Origin of the sequence: Aeromonas sp. DNRA1, from assembly GCF_963888745.1 — a bacterium.
GTDB lineage: Bacteria > Pseudomonadota > Gammaproteobacteria > Enterobacterales > Aeromonadaceae > Aeromonas > Aeromonas hydrophila.
This window is the reverse complement of the sequence record NZ_CAWPKQ010000002.1, coordinates 421,541-443,286: the sequence shown is the minus strand read 5'-3', so window position 1 is coordinate 443,286 and position 21,746 is coordinate 421,541. Positions and strand designations below refer to the sequence as shown.

Annotated in this window: 19 protein-coding genes; 8 read left to right on the top strand and 11 right to left on the bottom strand. The window is 63.9% G+C overall.

What is annotated here, in order from left to right; genetic code table 11:
• Positions 1-160 precede the first annotated feature (160 nt).
• A complete protein-coding gene (locus tag AACQ43_RS08080) occupies positions 161-1,291 on the top strand; it encodes a hybrid sensor histidine kinase/response regulator (protein ID WP_168966872.1) in 1,131 nt (376 codons plus the stop codon).
• A 65-nt stretch (positions 1,292-1,356) separates the two neighbouring features.
• Here AACQ43_RS08080 and AACQ43_RS08075 read toward each other — a convergent pair whose 3' ends face one another.
• From AACQ43_RS08075 to AACQ43_RS08035, 9 genes are all read right to left on the bottom strand, one after another.
• Complete coding sequence (locus AACQ43_RS08075; RefSeq protein WP_168966869.1) at positions 1,357-2,328, bottom strand: formate dehydrogenase subunit gamma; 972 nt, start codon at positions 2,326-2,328, stop codon at positions 1,357-1,359.
• Entirely contained in the window at positions 2,325-2,948 is a 624-nt protein-coding gene (gene fdh3B, locus AACQ43_RS08070) for a formate dehydrogenase FDH3 subunit beta (protein WP_011706855.1), read from the bottom strand. Before fdh3B ends, AACQ43_RS08075 begins: the two co-directional genes overlap by 4 nt.
• 4 nt (positions 2,949-2,952) lie before the next feature.
• Positions 2,953-5,829, bottom strand: coding sequence for a formate dehydrogenase subunit alpha (locus tag AACQ43_RS08065; RefSeq protein ID WP_168966866.1), 2,877 nt, complete (start codon positions 5,827-5,829; stop codon positions 2,953-2,955).
• Between the two features lie 23 nt (positions 5,830-5,852).
• A complete protein-coding gene (locus AACQ43_RS08060; protein WP_168966864.1) occupies positions 5,853-6,056 on the bottom strand; it encodes a transcriptional initiation protein Tat in 204 nt (67 codons plus the stop codon).
• Positions 6,057-6,129: 73 nt separating this feature from the next.
• Positions 6,130-6,762 carry a TorD/DmsD family molecular chaperone gene (locus AACQ43_RS08055; RefSeq protein ID WP_168966862.1) on the bottom strand — a complete coding sequence of 211 codons (633 nt, stop codon included), beginning with the start codon at positions 6,760-6,762 and terminating at the stop codon, positions 6,130-6,132.
• A gap of 10 nt (positions 6,763-6,772) precedes the next feature.
• On the bottom strand, positions 6,773-8,518 hold the full coding sequence (locus AACQ43_RS08050; protein ID WP_445206788.1) for a 4Fe-4S binding protein: 1,746 nt from the start codon (positions 8,516-8,518) through the stop codon (positions 6,773-6,775).
• A 104-nt stretch (positions 8,519-8,622) separates the two neighbouring features.
• Positions 8,623-9,270 carry a DUF3306 domain-containing protein gene (locus tag AACQ43_RS08045; RefSeq protein ID WP_168966860.1) on the bottom strand — a complete coding sequence of 216 codons (648 nt, stop codon included), beginning with the start codon at positions 9,268-9,270 and terminating at the stop codon, positions 8,623-8,625.
• Positions 9,263-9,817 (bottom strand): DUF3305 domain-containing protein, encoded by a 555-nt coding sequence (locus tag AACQ43_RS08040; RefSeq protein WP_168966858.1) that lies wholly within the window; start codon positions 9,815-9,817, stop codon positions 9,263-9,265. Before AACQ43_RS08040 ends, AACQ43_RS08045 begins: the two co-directional genes overlap by 8 nt.
• A 378-nt stretch (positions 9,818-10,195) precedes the next feature.
• Entirely contained in the window at positions 10,196-11,260 is a 1,065-nt protein-coding gene (locus tag AACQ43_RS08035; RefSeq protein ID WP_211162497.1) for a hypothetical protein, read from the bottom strand.
• Positions 11,261-11,502: 242 nt separating this feature from the next.
• Between AACQ43_RS08035 and AACQ43_RS08030 the strand changes: the two genes are divergently transcribed.
• Positions 11,503-12,360: a formate dehydrogenase accessory sulfurtransferase FdhD gene (locus tag AACQ43_RS08030; RefSeq protein ID WP_168966856.1), complete on the top strand. Its 858-nt coding sequence runs from the start codon at positions 11,503-11,505 to the stop codon at positions 12,358-12,360.
• 15 nt (positions 12,361-12,375) lie between these two features.
• Entirely contained in the window at positions 12,376-13,242 is an 867-nt protein-coding gene (locus AACQ43_RS08025) for a helix-turn-helix transcriptional regulator (protein ID WP_103471061.1), read from the top strand.
• A 54-nt stretch (positions 13,243-13,296) separates the two neighbouring features.
• Here AACQ43_RS08025 and AACQ43_RS08020 read toward each other — a convergent pair whose 3' ends face one another.
• Positions 13,297-15,405: a sensor histidine kinase gene (locus AACQ43_RS08020; RefSeq protein ID WP_168966852.1), complete on the bottom strand. Its 2,109-nt coding sequence runs from the start codon at positions 15,403-15,405 to the stop codon at positions 13,297-13,299.
• A 31-nt stretch (positions 15,406-15,436) separates the two neighbouring features.
• A complete protein-coding gene (locus tag AACQ43_RS08015; RefSeq protein WP_029299487.1) occupies positions 15,437-16,792 on the bottom strand; it encodes a sigma-54-dependent transcriptional regulator in 1,356 nt (451 codons plus the stop codon).
• Positions 16,793-17,040: 248 nt separating this feature from the next.
• Between AACQ43_RS08015 and AACQ43_RS08010 the strand changes: the two genes are divergently transcribed.
• The 5 genes from AACQ43_RS08010 (at position 17,041) to AACQ43_RS07990 (ending at position 21,734) form a co-directional block, all read left to right on the top strand.
• The gene (locus AACQ43_RS08010) at positions 17,041-17,883 is read left to right on the top strand and encodes a substrate-binding domain-containing protein (RefSeq protein ID WP_017765080.1); all 843 of its coding nucleotides are present in this window, start codon (positions 17,041-17,043) and stop codon (positions 17,881-17,883) included.
• Between the two features lie 67 nt (positions 17,884-17,950).
• The gene (locus AACQ43_RS08005; protein WP_168966850.1) at positions 17,951-18,652 is read left to right on the top strand and encodes an ABC transporter permease; all 702 of its coding nucleotides are present in this window, start codon (positions 17,951-17,953) and stop codon (positions 18,650-18,652) included.
• Between the two features lie 34 nt (positions 18,653-18,686).
• Positions 18,687-19,382 (top strand): energy-coupling factor ABC transporter ATP-binding protein, encoded by a 696-nt coding sequence (locus AACQ43_RS08000; RefSeq protein WP_168966848.1) that lies wholly within the window; start codon positions 18,687-18,689, stop codon positions 19,380-19,382.
• Positions 19,354-19,992, top strand: coding sequence for a molybdenum cofactor guanylyltransferase MobA (gene mobA, locus AACQ43_RS07995; protein ID WP_168966847.1), 639 nt, complete (start codon positions 19,354-19,356; stop codon positions 19,990-19,992). Before AACQ43_RS08000 ends, mobA begins: the two co-directional genes overlap by 29 nt.
• The gene (locus AACQ43_RS07990) at positions 19,989-21,734 is read left to right on the top strand and encodes a bifunctional molybdopterin-guanine dinucleotide biosynthesis adaptor protein MobB/molybdopterin molybdotransferase MoeA (RefSeq protein ID WP_168966845.1); all 1,746 of its coding nucleotides are present in this window, start codon (positions 19,989-19,991) and stop codon (positions 21,732-21,734) included. Before mobA ends, AACQ43_RS07990 begins: the two co-directional genes overlap by 4 nt.
• The last annotated feature ends 12 nt before the right edge of the window (positions 21,735-21,746 follow it).

Sequence of the window (21,746 nt, the reverse complement as noted above, 5' to 3'; positions counted from 1 at the left end):
CTGTTTAGTTTTGTGAGCTTGGGCATACCCTGCGGCCAAAGTCCGCACCAAGGCGGGTGATGGCCTCATACCGGCCACGCGCCGCAGAGAGCGGCCAACTATGCTCAACAGCAGGCCACCGGCAGGGAGAGGTTCCCGGGGGGCAGGAGAGAACACACAGATGAGTGAAATCCTGATCGTCGATGACATGGCATCCAACCGCTATATCTTGCGCAGTTTGCTGGAAGAGGCGGGTTACCGGGTACGGGAGGCCACCGACGGCCTGCAGGCAGTGGATGCCGCCACCGAGTTCCCCCCCGATCTGGTGCTGATGGACATCAACATGCCGGTGATGGACGGTTACGAGGCGTGCCGCCGCATCAAGCAGCTGCCGGGCCAGTGGTGCCTGCCGGTGCTCTTCATCAGCGCCAACAGCGGGATCGGGGCGCTCGAGCAGGCCTTTCAGGCCGGCGGCTGCGACTATGTCTCCAAGCCGTTCCACCAGCTCGAGGTGCTGGCCCGGGTGCAAAACCAGCTGCGCCTCAAGGAGCTGGGGCGCCAGCAGGCCAAGGTGCAGCTCTACCAGAGCCTGTTTCAGCTCACCGCAGGCATCGCCCACGAGATCAACACCCCCATCGGTATCGGCATCACCGCCTCCAGCCTCATTCAGGGCGCCGGCGATCTGCTGGCCAGCGCAGTGCAAAGCGGCATGCTGGGGCAGCGCCTGCTCCAGCAGCAGCTCACCGACATCAAGGAGGGCACTGAACTGGTGGAGTCCAGCCTGCGCCGGGTCGCCCTGCTGGTGACCCGCTTCAAGGAGCTGACCCGGGATCAGACCGAGCTGCCCGCCACCCCCTTCGCCGTACAGAAGAGCCTGCGCAAGCTGCTGCAGGCCTTCACCCCCGAGTTTCTCATCGCCCGGGTCAACGCCGATCTTGGCGGCGAAGAGGTCACCCTGACCGCCCCCGAGTCGCTGTTTCTCGACCTGGTGCAGGAGCTCATCAAGAACAGCATGGAGCACGCCTTCAAGGGGCCGGGGGAGCATCGCCTCACCCTGCAGGTGGAACGCGCCGGCAGCGAGCTGCTGCTGATCTATCGGGACAACGGCCCCGGCATGGCGGCCGAGCAGCTGGCCCACCTGTTCGAGCCCTTCTTCACCACCCTGCGCGGTGACGCCCGCCACTGCGGGCTGAGCGCTTGTCGCATCCACAACCTGGTGGAGAACAATCTGCACGGTCAGCTCGCCGTCACCAGCCCGCCCGGCGAGGGGCTCTGCTACCGCATCCGGCTGCCGCTGCAGCCACCGCTCTGAGCGGCAGACACAACAAAGGGGCGCCGCAGCGCCCCTTCTCTTTCATCCTGATGTCGCGATCAGCCTCAGCCTGACTTGCCTGCCTTCGGCTCATCGAGAGTGTGCTTCACCTCTTCATACCAGAGGTCGTGGTGCTCCTTGGCCCAGGTCTCGTCCACCTCACCGGTCACCATCCCCTCCAGCGCCCCTTCCAGCTGGAACAGGCCCATGTAGATATGGAAGATAAAGCCGCAGATAAGGATCAAGGCGCCGACGATATGGATAAAGCTGGCCCACTCCATCTGACGGCGCAGCTGGCCGAAGATGGGGAAATCGAGGAACAGCCCGGTCGCCACCACGATGCCGCCAAACCAGATCAGCAGCCAGAAAATCGCCTTCTCGCCGCCGTTGGAGAAGCCTGCCGAAGGGTGACTCCCCTTGTGGGGCCCCAGCATGCCGCCCGCCTTCATGAACCACTGCACATCCACCATGTTGACGATGTTGTGGCGGAACCACTTGATGAGCACTCCCATCAGGCAGAGGAAGAAGAGCGGCCCCACGTAGTTGTGGAACACCTTGGCGAACCAGATCCAGTTCTCCCACACCCCGATGCTCACCACCGGCTTGATGAAGTGCTTGCCGTAGATGATGGCCAGCCCAGACCCGGAGAGGGTCAGGAACATGCCCGCCGTGCTCCAGTGCAGCGCCCGATCGAGCCGGCTCCAGCGCTTGAGCTTGCGCCCGGTGCGCGGTTTGGAGAGCTTGGTCGGCCCCACCGCCCAGTACATCAGGCCGCACATGGCCAAGGAGCCGAAGATGGCGATGGCACCGAGCGGCGACACCCACTTGGTCTTCACCTCGAACCAGAGCTGGCCCGGCACCGAGATGAGCACCCCGTGCTCCGGCGAGCGGGAGGTGGTCACCCCCTCCTGCCCGTCCTTCACCGCCCGCCAGTAGTCGGCGCCGGCAAAGCCGACCGCCTCTTTTTCTGCGTCGGCGAAACTTGTGGTACTCACCAGCAGCAGGGCGGCAAACAGGGCCATTAGCCAGGTTTTCATGCCGCCCCTCCCTTGCCCGCCTTGCTGGCGTCGTAAAACAGCTCTTCACCACTGCCCCAGCCCGCTTCCTTGGCGCCGCGATAGGCAACCCGCTCGCGGAAGATGTCGGAGATGACCTGCGCATCCCCCGCCAGCAGAGCCTTGGTGGAGCAGAGCTCGGCACACATGGGCAGCTTGCCCTCGGCGATGCGGTTGGCTCCGTACTTCTGGCGCTCCGCCTCGCTGTGATCCTCTTCCGGGCCACCGGCGCAGAAGGTGCACTTGTCCATCTTGCCGCGATCGCCGAAGGCGGCGGTCTTCGGGAACTGGGGTGCCCCGAACGGACAGGCAAACAGGCAGTAGCCGCAACCGATGCAGAGATCCTTGTTGTGCAGCACGATGCCGTCGTCGGTGTGATAGAAGCAGTCGGCGGGGCAGACCGCCATGCAGGGAGCGTCGGTGCAGTGCATGCAGGCGACCGAGATGGAGGTCTCCCCCGGCAGGCCGTCGTTGAGGGTCACCACCCGGCGGCGCTGGATGCCCCACTCGAGGGCATCGTCGTTCTCGTTCTTGCACGCCGTCACACAGCCGTTGCACTCGATGCAGCGCTTGGTGTCACACATGAATTTCATTCTGGCCATGAGATCAGGCTCCTACTTGGCGAAAACGGCACAGGGTGACCTTGGTCTCCTGCATCTGGGTGACCGGGTCATAGCCATAGGTGGTGACTATGTTGACCGACTCCCCCAGCACATAAGGGTCTGACCCTTCCGGATATTTGGATCGCAGATCCTTGCCCTCGAAGTGGCCGCCGAAGTGGAACGGCATAAAAGCGAGCCCCGGCTTGACCCGCGGGGTCACCAGCGCCTTCACCTTGACCCGGCCCCCTTCCGGCCCCTCCACCCACACATCCTGACCATCGCGCACGCCGACGTCGTTGGCATCCGCCGGGTTCATCTCGACGAACATCTCCTGCTGCAATTCAGCCAGCCAAGGGTTGGAGCGGGTCTCGTCACCGCCCCCCTCGTACTCCACCAGACGGCCCGAGGTGAGGATGATCGGGAACTCCTTGCTGACATCCTTCTCCTGCACCGAGGCGTACTGGGTCGGCAGGCGCCACAGGCTCTTCGAATCAGGCCAGGTGGCGTAGTCGGCCAGCAGATCCCGGCGCGGGGTGTAGAGCGGCTCGCGGTGCTTGGGCACCTGATCCGGGAAGGTCCACACCACGCAGCGCGCCTTGGCGTTGCCGTAGGGGACGAAGCCGTGCTTGATGGCGACCCGCTGGATGCCGCCGGAGAGGTCGGTCTTCCAGTTCTTGCCCTCGGCCTCTTTCTTCTCGGCTTCGGTCAGCTCGTCCCACCAGCCAAGCTGCTTCAGCAGATCGGCGGTGATCTCGGGATAGCCATCCTCTACCTCGCTCCCCTTCGGCCAGGAGTCTTCGGCCAGCAGCGAGACGCCCTGATACTCGATACCGAAACGGGCGCGGAAACCGCCGCCCCCTTCCGAGACCGGAATGCTGGTGTCGTAGAGGATGTGGCTGCCGGGGTGCTTCATCTCCGGGGTGCCCCAGCAGGGCCAGGGCAGACCGTACACTTCGCCACTGACCGGGCCGCCCTCGGCCTTGAGGTTGGTCTTGTGGAAGGTGTGCCAGTTCTGCTGGTGCGCCTTGAGCCGCTCCGGGCTCTGGCCTGTGTAGCCCACGCTCCACATGCCGCGGTTGTACTCGCGGGTGATGTCTTCCAGCAGTGGCTCGTTGTTCTCCACCTTGATGTGCTTGAACAGCTCATCGGCGAAGCCGAGCTTCTTGCTCAGCAGATACATGATCTCGTGATCCACCTTGGATTCGAACAGGGGCTCGACCACCTTGTCACGCCACTGCATGGAGCGGTTGGTGGCGGTGACGGAACCATAGGTCTCGAACTGGGTAGTGGCCGGCAGCAGGTAGACGCCGTCGGTGCGATCGTTCATGACGGCGGCGACTGTGGGATACGGGTCGACAATCACCATGATGTCGAGCTTTTGCATCGCCTTCTTCATCTCGGGGCCGCGGGTCTGGGAGTTGACCGCATGGCCCCAGTAGAACATGGCGCGGATGTTGGAGCCCTGCTCGATGAGATCGGCGTTCTCCAGCACACCGTCCACCCAGCGGGAGACCGGAATGCCGTTGTTCTGCATCGGCAACTTGCCGTTGTAGGCCTTGTTGTCAAAACGTGCCTTGATCCACTCGTAATCCACATCCCACACCCGGGCCCAGTGTTTCCAGGAGCCCTCTTCCAGCCCGTAGTAGCCGGGCAGCGAGTCGGAGGTGACGCCAAAGTCGGTGGCACCCTGCACGTTGTCGTGACCGCGGAAGATGTTGGTGCCCGCCCCGCTCTTGCCCACGTTGCCGAGGGCCAGTTCGAGGATGCAGTAGGCGCGGGTGTTGTTGTTGCCCGTGGTGTGCTGAGTACCGCCCATGCACCAGACCACGCAGCCGGGGCGGTTGTCGGCCAGCAGCTTGGCGGCGCCATGGACCTGCTGTTCGTTGAGGCCGGTCACCCGCTCCACTTCGGCCGGAGTCCAGCGCGCCACCTCTTTTTGCACCTCGTCCATGCCGTAGACCCGGGTGCGGATGAACTCCTTGTCTTCCCAGCCGTTCTTGAAGATGTGCCAGAGCATGCCCCAGATAAAGGCGACGTCTGTGCCAGGGCGCAGGGAGAGGTACATGTCCGCCTTGGCGGCGGTGCGGGTGCGGCGCGGGTCGACCACCAGAATCTTGCAGCCGTTGCGCTCTTTCGCCAGCAGTATGTGCTGCATGGCGACCGGGTGGGCCTCCGCCGGGTTGGAGCCGATAAACATGATCGACTTGCTGTTGTGCATGTCGTTCAGGCTGTTGGTCATGGCGCCATAGCCCCAGGTGTTGGCTACCCCGGCGACCGTGGTGGAGTGGCAGATCCGTGCCTGGTGATCCACGTTGTTGGTGCCCCACAGGGACGCCATCTTGCGAAACAGGTAGGCCTGCTCGTTGGAGTGCTTGGCGGAGCCGAGCCAGTAGACGCTGTCGGGGCCGGACTCCTTGCGAAGGCGCAGCACCTCGTTGCCCACCTCTTCGATGGCCTGCTCCCAGCTCAGACGCTGCCACTTGCCGCCCACCAGCTTCATCGGGTACTTGAGGCGACGCTCGCCGTGGCCGTGCTCACGCAGGGCCGCCCCCTTGGCGCAGTGACCGCCGAGGTTGAAGGGGTGATCAAACGCCGGCTCCTGACCGGTCCAGACGCCGTTTTGCACCTCGGCATAGACGCCGCAACCCACAGAGCAGTGGGAGCAGATGGTGCGCTTCACCTCGACCGGCACGTCGGCCGCCACGGTTTTGGCCTCTGCCCGCTGCATCATGGCGGGGGCCAGCCAACCGGCGGCCACGGCGCCGCCGGCCACCAGACTTGAGTTGACCATAAAGGCGCGGCGGGTCAGCCCCTGGCCGCGAGCGGCCGCATTGCCTTGCTCGCTCGCGTTGACCGGCTCGGCTCGTTTTGTCAGTTTCATAAGCTCTCCTTCACTGAGCCGGCTCAGTCGGTGCCGCGCAGGGTGCGATAAAAGTCGTGAACATGGGGGGTCTCCCGATAGCCCTGATCAGGCTTGGTATCGTGGGTCAGTGCCTCTTTGCTCACCACCCGGCCGGTGGCACCGGCCAGCGCGCCTATGGTGGCGACCACGCCCACCCCCTTGATCAGATTGCGTCGGGACGGGTCTTTCAGCTTTTCATCGCTCATCTTTCTGTGACCTCTGTTTTTGTTATGGCCAGCCGCACTGTGCCGGCTTCGCTATGAGTGAGTGGGTGCCGCGTCATGGCAGCGTCACCACAGGGGTACCAAAGGGCAGGCGCAGATCCTGCTCCAGTTTGAAAAAGTCTTCGGCAAGCGCCCCAACCGCCCGGTAGAAGCTGCCCCCCTTCGCCTGTTGCTGATCGCGGCAGCAGGCGAGCACCCAGGGGGCCAGATGGCGTTCATAGAAGCGGTTGCGCTCGGGGTGCTGCTCGGCAATCAATACCGCCATCACCTCGCACAGGGCGGCCAGGTGATCCTCGGGTTCGCACACCCCGCTCTGGCGCTCGAAACCCAGAGACTGGAGGTCTGCGCGCAGCACCGCCAGCGGCAGCTCCATCAGAGAGCCGGTGAGATACCAGGAGGCAAACGGCACTATTTCGCCGCGCCCCAGGCCGATAAAGAGATCCTGATACTCCTCGGCGAGTTCGCTTTCGCGGTGGCTGCTGGCGGCCAGTTGCACCAGCCCCAGCCCTCTGGCAAAGGGGCCCGGCATGGCCTGCAAGCCTTGCAGCCAGGCGAGTTGCTCGCCTCGGGGAGCGGCGCGCCACAGGCTCGCCAGCAGGGCATACATGTCGGCGCTGCTCTGTTCCAGATCTGTCATGGTCAGTTCGCCTGCATTCAGTGCGGTATGGCTATTCGGTTGTTCACTCATCACAGGCCCCTCATATCTTGAGCTGGGCGGCAGGATCCGCCGCCAGCGCCGTAAACACATCCTTGACCCGGCAATCCTCACACATCAGCAACCGCTGGGCGGCTTCATTCTGGAAGTGGGAGTGACCGGCCAGCTTTTGCTGGATGCGACGAATGAGGGAAGCTGGCGCAAACGGCTTGCCGCAGCGTATGCAGCAGGCGGCCTCCTCGGCTTTCAGGCTCTGCACGGCGCGGCGCACCTCGGGCACAGGTTGCAGGCGGGGTGCAAGGACAATGGCCTGCTCGGGGCAGGCTTTTTCGCACATGCCGCACTGGATGCAGTCCTGCTCGATAAAGTTGAGGCCGGGCGTGTGGCCCACCGCATGCAGGGCGCGGGTCGGGCAGACCGCCACGCAGCCCATGCAGAGGGTGCAGTCCGATTCCTTGAGCACCACTGCGCCGTAAGGGGCGCCATGGGGCACCGCCAGCGGCTCGTGGCTGCCCCCGTTGGCCTGCCAGAGGGCATCGAAGGCGGCAAACAGGGTCTCCCGCTTCTCCCCTTTGAGCGGTTTGTCGAACAACGCAGTGCCAGGGTGTTCACTGGCACGCTCCATGGCGCTCAGGGAGTGGATCGCCACCCGGTCCGCCGATAAACCGGCCCCCGCCAGCAGTACGGCGGCGCTGGCCAGCTCCCGCTCCAGCAGGGCCCGCACGCTGGCGGGGGCGTCCTCGCCAAGCACTATGCGCACCGCGCTGGCACCATAGGCGAGCGCCGCCAACCAGCTCTCAACCCCCAGACTCGCGCTCTCTTCCACCCAGACCGGCAACCAGTGGGTTGGCAGGGCAGGCAGGCTGGCCTCAAGTCGTGCCCGCTCGCTCTCCCCGGCGATCAGCAGCACAGGGTGGGCGCCGCCCGCCTCCCGATAGCGTTTGAGCAGGCGCAGCAGGTAGTCGCCGCTGGTGCTGGCATCGGGCTGGTGATAGGCAATCGCCCCGGTCGGACAGGCGGAGGCGCAACTGCCAAAGCCCTGGCAGAGGTGCGGATCTATCTGGATGCGACCGTTGACGGGCTTGAGCGCATCGGTCGGGCAGACATCGAGGCAGCGGCTGCAACCTGGCACGCCGCGAGCGGTAAAGGCACAGGCCTCGGCATCGAGGCGAAAATAACGCGGCTTGTCGAAGATGCCGGTCAGGGCGCACAGCTCGGCGAGCCGTGCGGCCAGCCCTTCGTCATCAACCAGATGCAGATAGCCGATCGGCGGGCGCTCCAGCGCAAACAGCGAAATACGGCCCAGATCGGCCACCAGATCGAAACGAGGCTCCCCCGGCAGTTCACTGACAGCTGCCGCAGCCTGCTGCGGGAAACCCTGTTGTGGAAAACAAAGCCCCGCCAGGTCAACCCGCTCCCCCTGCCCGCTCAGGCCGGTTAGCTGGTACTGACCGAGATACCCCTTGAGGCTCGGCTCGCGCAGGGTCAGGGCGTTGAGGGATGCGGTGGCGTCGAAGATGGCTTCGAGATCTGCTGCCTCGGCATTGTGGACGGATTCGGTGACCAGCAGGGTCGGCATCACGCCTTGGGGCAGCAGGCTGGCGGCGCGGCGAATGCGATCTTCCGGGCCGACCAGCAACAAGCGGCCCTGGCTCTGGTAGGAGACAGTAGCCGGGATCAGGTTGTCGGTCTTGACCGTGTGGCGCAAGGCGTCGGCGCGGGCTCGCTCATTGCGCCCCGCCACTCCCCCATCGGGGGTCAGGTTTGAGTAATGTTGTTCGATGCTCACATGCACTCCTGTGCGGTCCACCTCATGGGATGGATCGCTTGTTGGTCTTGTGGAGGAGCAAGAGCCGAGCCAACTCCCCCGGAAAAATAGTGACTGACAGGGAGTCAGGATCCCAGACGCTCCACTCCCCCACCCTTGGATGGGACATTTTGTCCACCCTCACCAACCAAAATGTCCCGATCCTTGGTGTGGGCTTGTGGATCCTGGGCCGGCAAGGTGGCGGGCGGTTCACTCCGCTGGGAGGCGGGAGAAGAAAAAGAGGGGGCAGCGGCTGGCTGGTCGGCAATGGCCTGCTCGGGTGATGCCTGATCTGATGGCGACAGTGCGCAGCCGGACTCGGCCTCTGGCGCCGTCACCGCCTCCACCAGCCAGTTGCGCAGCCCGGCGGTCAGGGCCGCAGGCAACAATTCGGGCTGGCTAAAATCCTGGGTGTAGTCGTCGAGCCCATCCGGCTTATGGCTGCGAAACATGGCCCGCAGCGCCTCCCTGTCGGGGAGTTTGGCCTTGCCCGGCTGAGCAGTTTTCAGCTGCGACTCGCCACTCTCCAGCCTCTCAACGGCAAGGGGTTCCCTACTCCCCTTGTCAGTGCTGACTACGGGGCTATCCAGCGCAGCATCTGGAGTTTCAGCTTCGCTACTGCCTTCGATGGGGGCGGCAACCGCCTCGGGGATGGCCTCTTCCCGTGGCTGCAATACCTGATGCTTGCGCGCCTCACTCTTGCGAGACGACCAGCGTTTGAGGAACTCACTCATGGGCGCGATTTCCGCTGTCACAGCCACGCTCGCGGCCATCGGGGCCGGTGGCTTTAACGGCGCCGCAGCTGGCTTGATCTTGGCTATCAACCCCCAGCTGATCCTGCGCCCGCCCCTTGCCCTTTTTGCCCTTGCGACGGGCCTCCAGCAGCTCGCCGTGACGACCGATAAAGGCCTCCACCCAGGCTTGCAGCGCTTCGGGCAGCGGGCAGGAGAGCACCTGCCGCTCGCCATCCATATAGGCGGCGGCCACGGTCTGGCTCAGGGTCAGACCATCGGCCATAAAACCAGTGTCCACACGGCTTCCGGTGACAAAGAGGCGGGGCGAGCCGGAGCTCAAATTGAAGCGATAATCCCCCCGCTCATCGCGAAACAGGGTAAGAGGCAGCGCACCGGCCGCCTCAGGTTCGGCGGGGTGGAGCGCCGCAATCTCGAAACGGCGGCTCTGCCAGCGGCCAACCTGGCTGTCGATGGCCTTTAACTCCAGTTGCAGCCAGCGCTGCGGGGACAAGGTATTGGTGGTGTCTTGCACTGTCACGGCTCCCATCAGAAGGTCTCTGCCGGGCCACCCTCCCCCGTGATCCACCCAGTTCGAGGCAGATCAGAGCAGGAGATTTATGGCGGCCACGGCCATCAATGGGATAAGACGTAGCAAGAGTGGGGCCAAGGCCGGTTTGGTGGTTGATGGGGACTTTGATGCGGGTTGGGGCCTTTGTGCGGGACATGGGTTGGCGCGGGCGTAGGTTGGCGCAGAGCGCAGCGAAGCCCAACATGCGGAGTAAAACCAATCAGCCAGTGTGTCTGATCGAGGGAATGGCAATAATCAAATAAGGCCGAACTATCCGATTATTGCCTTTGAAATATTCCGCGGTAAACGTTGGGCTATTTGGCCCAACATATGAGATATTAACTCGTAACATATATATCACTCGATGACATCTTTAAACTCTGAATTTGCCTGCATACTGAATCGCCACAATTTTAAAACTTGACCTTTATAATCGCTAGGAATTTCAATTGAAAATACGGCAGGGTCTGCTTTTGTAGTTATTGACGTTACTTGCTGTTCATAAACAGTATGCTCATTAAATGCTTCAGTTATCATTGAGCTCAGGTTACCGATTATTGTAAATCCATATTTTTCTTCATCTTCGGGTGACTCAGAATTAAACGTGTAGCGGACGCTATGTAATTTACCATTATCATCCATTACAGCCTCCGGCTGGCTACAATCTAGGCGACTATAGCGCATTAAAAAGAATGCAATGTTCTTTTCTGAAAGGTCTTCAATTTCTTCCTCGCAACAATACATTTTAATATCGCCACATATAAAGCTGGCTTGGTCATGATCGTCAACATGAGCTTCTTTACTTTCATCTACTACTAGTTCAAAAGTGAGGGGAAGTTTTGTTCCAATCATCAAATCACCGAGCAATGAAATTTCACTTTTTGCTAGCGAGTGCACAGGATTTGTTAAATATTTGTTTTTAAGCTCAATTAGCGATGAAACAGGAAGTAAAGTCCATATTCTCAGGCAGCGATAATAAATTGCAAAATAGAGAGGAACAGAATTCAATTCACTATAGCGCATCAATTTCTCAACGTAATTTTTTTGAAAAAGGTATGATGACTTTGGGTTTGGCACATTGCTATTCTTGACCTCAACAAATATCTGCCTTCCATCCTTCAAAATAATTCTGTAATCGGGCAACAATATTTCAGAGTCATCTGAAATTACCTCACCTGTATCTTCAGACTTCACCATTTTGCAGTTACCTAATCCTGCTGCAAGTTGACCGAACAAAGCCTCCATACGTTTTCCATGCAAAAGTATCGGATTTGTAAGTGATGCTTTTAATGACTCAGAAAATTTTGCAAGAAATTTATCGGTGTCTTCTGTGGACTGCAGTTTATAATCATGCTCTCGGCTAAATGCACTAAATACTTCAAGAGCTTCAAATTTTCCTGGATTTCTATTAAGTCGCTTCATTCTTTATTGTCACACCTATTAATTAGGGCGCTAAAATTACACTAAACCTTATAACTATTCTAGGATTCATTGATCAATATTTTCTGACCGGACGGAAATTTGTGGATCCTGATACAATAAGAACTGACTTTATCAGAAGCATCACGGTCGACCGAAGAAGGAGAACCTCGTCTAAAAGTAATCTGGAACAAAACTTGCTGTGTCCATCCCCTTAGATCCCGGCAACCGGTCGCGAGGGGCCCATGACACCGACCTTTATCAAAAGCAATGCTGCCGCCCAGCTCACCATGGCCGTCGAGGTGATGGATGAACAGGGCATAATGAACACCCGCCAAATCGCCTGTGAGCGGCCACTGACGGTCTACCTCAACTGGAAGGAGATAGTAACCCTGATGACGCTGGGGGCCCGCCCCGAGGCGCTGGTGTTGGGTTATCTGAAAAATCAGGGCTTTATCGAGGATATTTCGGCCATCGAGTCGGTGATCGTCGACTGGGAGAGCGAGGCCGCCGCCGTGGTAAGCAGCCAGCAGGCCGACGATCTCGACAAGTCACTGGAGAAGAAGACGGTCACCTCCGGCTGCGGTCAGGGCACCATGTATGGCAGCGTGATGAAGAAGCTCGAAGGGGTGGTCTTGGCGGCGCCCGAGCTTAAACAGAGCACCCTCTACGCCCTGCTCAAGGCGCTGTCGGCCCATAACGAAACCTACAAGATGGCCGGTGCCGTGCATGGCTGCGCCATCTGTCGCGGTAGCGAAATCCTCTCCTTTGTCGAGGATGTGGGGCGCCACAATGCGGTTGATACCCTGGCGGGCGAGCTCTGGATGCGCGGCGAGGCTGGCTACGACAAGATCTTCTACACCACCGGGCGGCTCACCTCGGAGATGGTGATCAAGGTGGCGCAGATGGGCATTCCTGTGCTGCTGTCGCGCTCCGGCGTCACCCAGATGGGACTGGATCTCGCCCGCCAGCTCGGCATCACCATGATTGCCCGCGCCAAGGGGCGCCATTTCGAGGTATTCAGCGGTCACGACCATATGGTGCTGGACGAGAAGCCGCCGGTGCTGGCGCCCAGTCCGGCCGGTCGCGGGATGCGGGATTAAGTCATGAACGAGTTTATGAACGTGAAGCAGGTGGCGGAATACCTCGATCTCAACGAGAAGAAGGTCTACCAGCTCGCCAACGAGGCGCGCATCCCCGCCACCAAGGCGACCGGCAAATGGCTGTTTCCCCGCTCCCTGCTCGACCGCTGGCTGCTCGGCAGTTGCCACGAGGGGGTGATGAACGACCGGCTGCTGCTGGCGGGCTCGGACGACGTGCTGCTCCACTACGCCAGCAGCCGCTTGGCGCAGCAGCTCGGCACCCAGGCACTGGTGGGCTACACCCCGTGTGGCACCCGTCAGGGGCTGGCGATGCTGGCGCGCGGCCATGTGGATCTCTGCGCCATCCACTGGGGCCAGGCCGAGGAGGCCCACCTGCGCCACCCGGCGCTGGTGCAGCAGTATCAGGGCCACCGCCAATGGGTGATAGTGCATGGCTTTCGGCGGGTACAGGGGCTGGTGCTGCGCCAGGGCTTGCAGCCGCAGGAGGCAAAACAGGCGCTCGACTGGCGCTGGGCCATGCGCCAAGAGGGGGCCGGCAGCCAGCGCGCCCTGCAGGAGTGGCTGCAAACCCAGGGGGAGTCGCTGACCCGGCTGGAGAGCACTGTGCAGGTCAACAGCGAGCGGGAGCTGGCCGCCGCCATCAGCCGGGGCGATGCCGACGTGGGGCCCGGCGCCCAGAGCACGGCCACCGAGTTTGGCCTCGGCTTTATGCCTCTGTCGCAGGAGTGCTTCGATCTGGTGATGCCGCAGGGGGTCTTCTTTCGCACCCTGTTGCAACAGCTGATCGGCTGGCTGCAATCCCCCGAGGGGCGCGAGCTGGCCGCCCGCCTCGGCGGCTATGACCTGACCCAAAGCGGCAAGCTGGTGTGGAGCCCGCAGTAAATAACCACTGACCCGCCGACAAAACAGCCCGCCAACCATGTTGACGGGCTGTTTTTATAACGGGCCTTTTTTACAACAGTATAAATCGCCTGCCTCACGCCCTTCGGCATTGAGGGCGATGCGCCACCCCTCCAACCGGTCGCGCTCGCCGCCGCTGGCCAGCCGGGCGTGGCTGCGCAGGCGGATGGTAAAGCAGCTGCCCTGCCCCGGGGTGGAGTCCACCAGCAGCTCGCCGCCCCAGCGGCTGATGATGCGGTGGCTCAGGGCCAGCCCCAGCCCGGTACCGGTGGCGCGGGTGGTGAAGAAGGGGTCGAAGATCTTGTCGATGATGGCGGCCTCGATGCCGCTGCCGTTGTCGATCACCCGCACCTCGGCCCCTTGCAACTGGCCGGCGTCATCCAGCCAGTCGCGGCTCTCGACCCGGATCTCCCCCTGCTCCCCCAGCGCATGGCTGGCGTTGACCAAGAGGTTTATCAGCACCTGCAGCAGCTGCTGGCGATCCGCCTCGATGGGCTGCTGGGCCTTGAGATCGGCCACCAGGTTCACCTGCTGCTGGCGCAGGGCGGAGCGCACCAGGGTCAGGCTCTCCTCGATGATGGGGGTGAGGTGCTGCCACACCGGCGCCGTCTCGTAGTCGCCGGGACGGGAATATTGCAGCAGGCTGCGGGTGATGGCGCGAATGCGCTCGATCTGGGCCAGCACCAGCGCCAGCTCCTCGCTCACCGGCGCGGCCGCCTCCCCCAGCTCCAGCTTCATCAGCTCCACGTTGCCGAGGATCACCGCCAGCGGGTTGTTGATCTCGTGGGCCACCCCGGCACAAAGCTCGCCGAGGGCCGCCAGCTTCTCGCTGATCAGCAGCTGCTGGCGGGCCTGGGTCAGCATGTGGATGTGGTGCTCGAGCTCGGCGGTCTTCTGCTCAAGGCTCCGGGTGCGCTCGGCCACCTTCTGCTCCAGCTCGTCGGCGCTGCGGGCCAGCTGCTGCTGGTGCGCCGCCTGCTGATCCAGCATGGCGTCGAACTGGCGACCGAGCTGGGCCAGCTCGTGATCGGGGTCGAGGGCCAGCACGCCGATGCGGGCCGGCTGACCCGCCTGCACCTGGCGCACCACCTTGTGCATCCGCTCGATGGGGGTGAACAAGTCGCGCGCGCCGCGATAGACCAGCAGACCGGAGAGCAGCAGCAACACCACCACGCCGGAGCCCAGCTCCAGCAGGTTGGTGAGGTAAGTGCGGATGATGGGCCACTCGAGAAAACCGACGTAGAGCATGCCGATGCGCTCGCCATTGGCGCCCAAGAGCGGCTCGTAACCCGACACATACCAGGCGTCGTGCACGAAGGCGCGATCAATCCAGGGCTCACCGCGTCCCAGCACCTGCTCGCGCACCGGCGCCGACACCCGGGTGCCCACCGCCCGCCCCAGCTGGCGACTGCTGCTGGCGGGCACGTTGGTGCTCACCCGCAGATCGCCGAGAAACAGGGTGACGGTGCCGATGCTGCCGGCCGGTAGGGTGTTCTTGGCGAACACCTGGCCCTTGAGCTCATCCACCAGCCGGGTGCTGCCGTTGATGAGCTCGCCCCCCTCCAGCACGCCCCAGAGGCTGCCGTCCCGCCCCATCACCGGGGTCAGCGAGAGGCTGACCAGGCCGCGGGTCTCCTGCCCGGCCACCGGATCATACTCCCGCTCCAGCACAGCGCGGCTGGCCAGTGCCGGCGAGAGCGCCAGCAGTTGCTCCCGCGACCAGACCACGAAGTGGCTGATGCTGCGCCCGGCGGCGAGGGCCGCGCGATCCTGCGCTGGCAGCAGATCCAGCTCGCTGCCGCTGCGCAGGCGCAAAAAATCGAGGCCGTAGTTGGCGGCGAGCGGCATCACCCATTGGCGCAAGCGGGCGGGAGATTCGCGCAGCTGCAGCTGGAAGGCCCAAGCATCGCGCAGGTGCTCGAGGTGTTCGGCCTGGCGCTGCTGCTGCACGCTCACCGCGTGGTGGGCAACGCCAAGGTCGCTGCGCACCGTGGTGAGCAGGTTCTGCCAGCTGTAGGTGAGGGTCCAGTAGAGGGTGAGCCCGATCATGCCGGCCAGGGTCAACATGATGGGCACCGAGGTGAGCAGCAGCAGACGCCAGCGCACCTTGGTTCTGAGCAACCCCGGGATCTGCGCCAGCCTCATGACTCACTCCGGCGACAAGGGGCGAGCCGGCTCATTCGATGGCCCACTCCTTGAACTTGCGCTCCAGGGTCTTGCGCGCCACCCCGAGTACCCGGGAGGCGGCCGACTTGTTGCCATCATGGCTCGCCACCACCTGCAGGATGTGAGCCTTCTCCACCTCGGCCAGCGCCCACTCCAGCGGATAGCCCTCCTCGCCCCGTGCCGACTCGGCCGGTTTGGCGCTCTGCCAGTATTCGGCCGGCGGCTTGCCCAGCAGCAGGCAGCGCTCAATGAGGTTGCGCAGCTCGCGCACGTTGCCAGGCCAGGGGTAGGCCTGCATGGCCACCACGTCCTCGTGGGTCCAGTGCAGGGCCCCCATGCCCATCTCGGCGGTGAGCTGGCGGGTGAAGTGGTGCACCAGGGCGGGGATGTCGTCGATGCGCTCGCGCAGGGGCGCCACCGGCAGCGCCACCACGTTGAGGCGGTAGAAGAGGTCTTCACGAAACCGGCCCGCCTCCACCTCCGCCTTCAGGTTGCGGTTGGTGGCGGCGACGATGCGCACGTCCACCGAAAGCTCGCGTTCGGCCCCGACCGGGCGGATGGCTTTCTGCTCCAGCGCCCGCAGCAGGGAGGCCTGCATGGCGAGCGGCATCTCACCGATCTCGTCCAGAAACAGCGTCCCCTGGTGGGCGACCCGGAACAGGCCGTCGCGCCCCTTGCGGGCGCCGGTAAAGGCCCCCTGCACGTGGCCGAACAGCTCGCTTTCAAGCAGTTCGGGGGCGATGGAGGCGCAGTTGAGCGGCACGAAGGCCCCCATCCGGCCAGAGAGCTGGTGCAGGGCGCGGGCCACCAGCTCCTTGCCGGTGCCGGACTCCCCCTCCACCAGTACGGCGGCGTTGGAGGGGGCGACCCGGGCGATCAGGGTTTTAAGCTCGCGGGTCTTGGCGCTGTCGCCGATCAGGGTGGGCGGGAACAGCTTGCTCACCTCCCGGCGCAGCAGCAGGTTCTCCCGCTCCATCTGGCGGCGCTCGATGACCCGGTCCACCGCCTGCACCATCTGATCCAGGTTGAAGGGTTTGAGAATGAAGTCGCTGGCGCCGAGCCGCAGCGCCTTGAGGGCGGTCTCCATGTCGCCAAAGCCGGTCATGAAGATGATGTCGCTGCGCCGGGTGGCGGGATCGATGGCCTCGTGCCACTCGATGCCAGAGCGCCCCGGCAGGCGGATGTCGGCGATGATGAGATCAAAATGCAGGCGGCAGCGCAGGGCCTCGGCCTCCTCCACGCTGGCAGCGGTCTCTATCTGGGCGAAGCGCCGAGCCAGCGCCTTGGCGAGGAAGCTGCGCATGCCGGGTTCGTCGTCGACGATGAGCAGGGAGAGGGCGGACCAGCGGCTGGCGGGTGCAGTCATGAAAAAAGTACCTCAGATTCGACAAGGTTCCGGGATTGTCCCACCGACCTTATAAACTGTGGGACATTTTGTCGCTAACCGGCCCCAAGTGCCAACTCCGTTTATTAAAAGCGACGGTGCCATCACGCAATTAGTGAGCTTAACCGACTGTTTTCAAATTAAAAACCGGGCCGAACAAGGCACGCGGTCAGCTTGGCACCCTGCTTGCTTAGTCCTGCCCTCTCTCCATCACCGGGTACCCTGACATCATGATCACAGCCACAGTGCGCAAACGCCTCGCCCTTGCCCTCTCCTCCGCCCTGCTGCTCAGCCTGCCGCTCTGGAGCGCTGCCAGCCATGCCGAGACCAAGGCGCCCATCCGCCTCGCCACCACCACCAGCACCGAACAGTCCGGCCTGCTGGGCTGGCTGCTGCCCCAGTTCACCAAGGAGACCGGCTACCCGGTGCAGGTGATGGCGGCCGGTACCGGCCAGAGCCTGAAGATGGGCGAGAACGGCGACGCGGATCTGGTGATGACCCACGCCCCCTCTGCCGAGAAGGCCTTCGTCGAGGCGGGCTTTGGCATCGAGCCTGAGCACCTGATGTACAACGACTTCGTCATCGTCGGCCCGGCGAAAGATCCGGCTGGTCTTGGCAAGCTGCACGACGCCGCCAAGGCGCTGGAGGCCATCAAGGAGAAGGGGCAGACCTTTATCTCCCGTGGGGACGAGTCCGGCACCCACATCAAGGAGAAGACCCTGTGGCAGGCGGCCGACGTCAAGCCCGAGTTCGCCGGCTACAAGTCCATCGGCCAGGGCATGGGGCCGACCCTGACCATGGCCTCCGAGCTGGGGGCCTACACCCTGACCGACCGCGGCACCTGGCTCGCCTACCAGAGCAAGCTGGATCTCGCCGTGCTGCTGGAGGGGGACAAGCGGTTGTTCAATCCCTACCAGGTGATCCTGGTCAACCCCAAGCGCTACCCGGATCTCAACACCGAAGGGGCCCGCACCCTGAAGAACTGGCTGGTCTCAAAGCACGGCCAGCAGCTTATCGGTGACTTCAAGGTGGCCGGCCAGCCGCTGTTCGTGGCCGATGCCAAGCCGCAGTGATGCCACGGCCGACCCTGCTCGACCTGCCCCTGGCGCCCCTCGCTACCTTGAGTGACGGAGGCGCCCGGTGCCGACCCTGATCGAAACCGCACTGGCGGCGCTAGCGCTGCTGTTCAGTGGTGACGCCGAACTGTGGCAGGTGGTGGGGGTCTCCTTCTCGGTATCGGGCCTCGCGCTCGGGCTGGTGCTGCTGCCGGCCCTGCTGCTCGGCTTCGCGCTGGCCTATCTGCCGATCCCGGCGCGCTGGCTCTGGCTCTCCTGCATCAATACCCTGCAGTCGGTGCCGACCGTGGTGATTGGCCTTTTGCTCTACATGTTGCTGTCGCGGGCCGGCCCCTTCGGCGACTGGAAGATGCTGTTCACCCAGCAGGCCATGGTGGTGGGGCAGATGCTGATCGCCTTTCCGGTGATCGCCACCATGGCCCACGCCGCGTTCGTGCAAAGCGATCGGCGCGCCTGGGAGACCGCCCGCACCCTGGGGCTCTCCTGGCCCAGGGCGCTGCTCGGGCTGATGCGCGAGTGCCGCTTCGGCCTGCTGGCGGCGGTGATCGGCGCCTTCAGCCGCATCGTCACCGAGGTGGGCTGCTCCATGATGGTGGGGGGCAACATTTTGCACTTCACCCGCAACATCCCCACCGCCATCGCGCTGGAGACCCAGAAAGGGGCCTTCACCCAGGGGGTGGCGCTCGGCATCGTCCTGCTGGCCCTGGCCCTGCTGCTCAACCTGTTGCTGACCGCGTGCCGTGGTCACAGCTATCTGAAGAACTGACCATGCCCCCACCGTCCATCCACCGGAGTACGCCATGGCCCTGACCGCCCACCAGCTGATGATGCGCTTTGGCGAACGCGACCTGTTCGAGATTGAACAGCTCTCCATCGCGGCCGGCGACGCCATCTGGCTGCGTGGCGCGAACGGGGTGGGCAAGACCACCCTGCTCAAGATCCTGGCCGGCCTGCTCACCCCGACCCGGGGCCACACCAACCTCCCCTCTGGCTGGCGCGGCAAGCTCGGCCAGTGGCTCAAGCGCGATCCGGGGCCGGGCCGGGTCACCTACCTGCACCAGACCCCCTACCTGTTTGATCGCAGCGTGCACGACAACGTGGCCTGGGCCCTCGGCCATCGCGCCGCCGACGAGGTGCGTGTGTTCGAGGCGCTGCGCCGGGTCGAACTGGAGAGCCTGGCGCGCGAGCACATCAGCATTTTGTCTGGCGGCGAGCGTCAGCGGCTGGCCATGGCCCGCGCCTGGGCACTGCAGCCCGCCTTTTTGCTGATGGACGAGCCCACCGCCAATCTGGATGCACATTCGGTTGCCCTGATGGCCGCCATGGCGCAAGATCTGCGGGAACAGGGCAGCGGCCTGGTCATCATCAGCCACCAGAGCAACGATCTGACCGACCTGTGCGAGCGGCAATGGACCCTCGCCCGAGGCCGGCTGCACGAACCCACTCCTTTGAAAATCATCGAGCGACATGACCTCAAACAGCGAACCTCGTACTGACCGCTTTCCCGTCTCCGCCGTGGTGCTGGCCGGCGGCCGCGCCACCCGCATGGGGGGCGCCGACAAGGGCTGGGTCGAGTTGGCGGGCCGCCCGCTCATCGACCACGTGCTTGACCGACTGAGCCCCCAGGTGGACGAGATCCTGATCAACGCCAACCGCAGCCAGGCCCGCTACCAGGCGCTGGCCCCGGTCATCGGCGACGACAACCCCGACTATCTCGGCCCGCTGGCGGGCATGCAGGCCGGCCTTGCCGCCGCCCGTCACGACTGGGTGCTGTTCGTGCCCTGCGACGGCCCCGCCCTGCCCCGCGATCTGATGGCGCGCTTTCGCGCCGCCCTCACCCCGGCGACCGAACTGGTGGTGGCCCATGACGGCGACTGGCTGCAACCCGTAGTAGCTTTGCTGCACAAGTCCCTGCTCCCCTCCCTGTCCGCCGCGCTGGCCGAGGGAGAGCGCAAAATCGATATCTGGTTTGCCCGCCACCAGATGGCGGTGGTGAGCTTTGCCGACCAGCCGGATGCCTTCATCAATCTCAACAGCCCGGACGAGCTGGCCGCCTACGAGGCGCGCCTGCCAGACTCCGCGACCGGACAAGGAGCCACCTCATGACCCCGGCCCCCACCCTGCCTCTGCTCGGCTTTGCCGCCTGGAGCGGCACCGGCAAGACCACCTTGCTCGAACAGCTCATCCCCCTGCTGGTGAGCCGCGGCCTGCGCCTCGGGGTGCTCAAGCACGCCCATCACGACTTTGACATCGACCAGCCGGGCAAAGACAGCCACCGCCTGCGCAAGGCCGGCGCCAGCCAGATGATGGTGGCCTCCCGCCGCCGTCACGCCCGCATCGTTGAGACCGATCTGGGTGAGGCCGATTTTCGCGAGCTGCTGGCCAGCTTCGATCAGCGCAGCCTCGACCTGCTGCTGGTGGAAGGGTTCAAGCACGAGCACTTTCCGAAAATCGAGCTGCACCGCGCCGCCATCGGCAAGCCGCTGCTGTTCCCGAGTGATCGCGACATCATCGCCGTGGCCAGCGACCAGCCCGCAGAGACCACCCTGCCCCGGCTCGACATCAATGATCTAGACGCCATCGCCGACTTCGTCTGCCACTGGCTCAAAGAGAGTCAGACGCGGGAACAGGAGGCTGGCAACGGCTTTCTGTCGGTCGAGGGGGCGCGTCAGGCCATTCTTGACGCACTCGCCCCCTCTACCCGCAGCATCGACCTGCCGCTCACCCGCTGCCACGGCGCCGTGCTGGCAAGCAACCTGGTGAGCCCCATCAATGTGCCGCCCCACGCCAACTCGGCGATGGACGGCATGGGCATGCGCAGCGACGATCTCGCAGCCGGCCGCTGGCAACTGGTGGGAGAAGTGCTGGCGGGCCAGCCGCGCAGCGAGCCGGTACTGGCCGGACAGGCGGTGCAGATCATGACCGGCGCCCCGCTGCCCCCCGGCGTCGACACCGTGGTGATGCGCGAAGAGACCGAGCTTGACGGTGAATGGGTCAGCGTCAGCGCCACCATCAAGGCGGGGCAGAACGTGCGTCAGGCCGGCGAAGATCTGGCGCTGGGCGCGGTCGCCATCGCGGCCGGCACCCGCCTCGGTGCCCCTCAGCTCGGGCTTGCAGCATCCCTTGGTCAAGCCCGGCTCAGCGTGCGCGCACCGCTCAAGGTGGCGCTGTTCAGCACCGGCGACGAGGTGCAGGCACCGGGCGAGACGCTCGCCCCCGGCCACATCTTCGACAGCAACCGCTTCACCCTGATGGCGCTCATCGCCGGGGCTGGCTGCGAGGTGATGGACCTTGGCATCATCCCCGATGATCCCGTCATCCTGCGCCAACAGCTGGCACAGGCCGCGGTCGATGCCGACCTGGTGCTGAGCTCGGGCGGGGTGTCGGTGGGCAATGCCGACTTCATCAAGCAGGTGCTGGCCGAGCTTGGCCAGATCGCCTTCTGGCGCATCCAGATGCGGCCGGGCCGCCCGCTCGCCTTCGGCAAGCTGGGGCAGACCCCCTTCTTCGGCCTGCCCGGCAACCCAGTAGCGGCCATGATCTGCTTCCTGCAATTCGTCGAGCCCGCCATCGCCCGCCTGCAGGGCCGGGTGTGGCAGCCGCTGCGCCTCTCAGCCCTGGCCGAGCAGCAGATGAAGAGCCGGCCGGGGCGTACCGAGTTCCTGCGCGGCATCTTCCATCAGGATGCCAGCGGCGTGCTGCGGGTACGCACCACCGGGCCGCAGGGCTCCGGCATCCTCAGCTCCATGAGCGATGCCAACTGCCTGATTGAAATCGTCCCCGCCCAGCCAGCCATCGCGGTCGGCGAGCGGGTCTGGATCCACCCACTCCAGGGACGAGTGGCCTGATACCGGTCTCCA

Bases quoted from the DNA above. Each gene is read 5' to 3' on its own strand.
- AACQ43_RS08080 (WP_168966872.1), top strand. From the start codon at position 161: ATGAGTGAAATCCTGATCGTCGATGACATGGCATCCAACCGCTATATC.
- AACQ43_RS08075 (WP_168966869.1), bottom strand. From the start codon at position 2,328: ATGAAAACCTGGCTAATGGCCCTGTTTGCCGCCCTGCTGCTGGTGAGT.
- fdh3B (WP_011706855.1), bottom strand. From the start codon at position 2,948: ATGGCCAGAATGAAATTCATGTGTGACACCAAGCGCTGCATCGAGTGC.
- AACQ43_RS08065 (WP_168966866.1), bottom strand. From the start codon at position 5,829: ATGAAACTGACAAAACGAGCCGAGCCGGTCAACGCGAGCGAGCAAGGC.
- AACQ43_RS08060 (WP_168966864.1), bottom strand. From the start codon at position 6,056: ATGAGCGATGAAAAGCTGAAAGACCCGTCCCGACGCAATCTGATCAAG.
- AACQ43_RS08055 (WP_168966862.1), bottom strand. From the start codon at position 6,762: ATGAGTGAACAACCGAATAGCCATACCGCACTGAATGCAGGCGAACTG.
- AACQ43_RS08045 (WP_168966860.1), bottom strand. From the start codon at position 9,270: ATGAGTGAGTTCCTCAAACGCTGGTCGTCTCGCAAGAGTGAGGCGCGC.
- AACQ43_RS08040 (WP_168966858.1), bottom strand. From the start codon at position 9,817: ATGGGAGCCGTGACAGTGCAAGACACCACCAATACCTTGTCCCCGCAG.
- AACQ43_RS08035 (WP_211162497.1), bottom strand. From the start codon at position 11,260: ATGAAGCGACTTAATAGAAATCCAGGAAAATTTGAAGCTCTTGAAGTA.
- AACQ43_RS08030 (WP_168966856.1), top strand. From the start codon at position 11,503: ATGACACCGACCTTTATCAAAAGCAATGCTGCCGCCCAGCTCACCATG.
- AACQ43_RS08025 (WP_103471061.1), top strand. From the start codon at position 12,376: ATGAACGTGAAGCAGGTGGCGGAATACCTCGATCTCAACGAGAAGAAG.
- AACQ43_RS08020 (WP_168966852.1), bottom strand. From the start codon at position 15,405: ATGAGGCTGGCGCAGATCCCGGGGTTGCTCAGAACCAAGGTGCGCTGG.
- AACQ43_RS08015 (WP_029299487.1), bottom strand. From the start codon at position 16,792: ATGACTGCACCCGCCAGCCGCTGGTCCGCCCTCTCCCTGCTCATCGTC.
- AACQ43_RS08010 (WP_017765080.1), top strand. From the start codon at position 17,041: ATGATCACAGCCACAGTGCGCAAACGCCTCGCCCTTGCCCTCTCCTCC.
- AACQ43_RS08000 (WP_168966848.1), top strand. From the start codon at position 18,687: ATGGCCCTGACCGCCCACCAGCTGATGATGCGCTTTGGCGAACGCGAC.
- mobA (WP_168966847.1), top strand. From the start codon at position 19,354: ATGACCTCAAACAGCGAACCTCGTACTGACCGCTTTCCCGTCTCCGCC.
- AACQ43_RS07990 (WP_168966845.1), top strand. From the start codon at position 19,989: ATGACCCCGGCCCCCACCCTGCCTCTGCTCGGCTTTGCCGCCTGGAGC.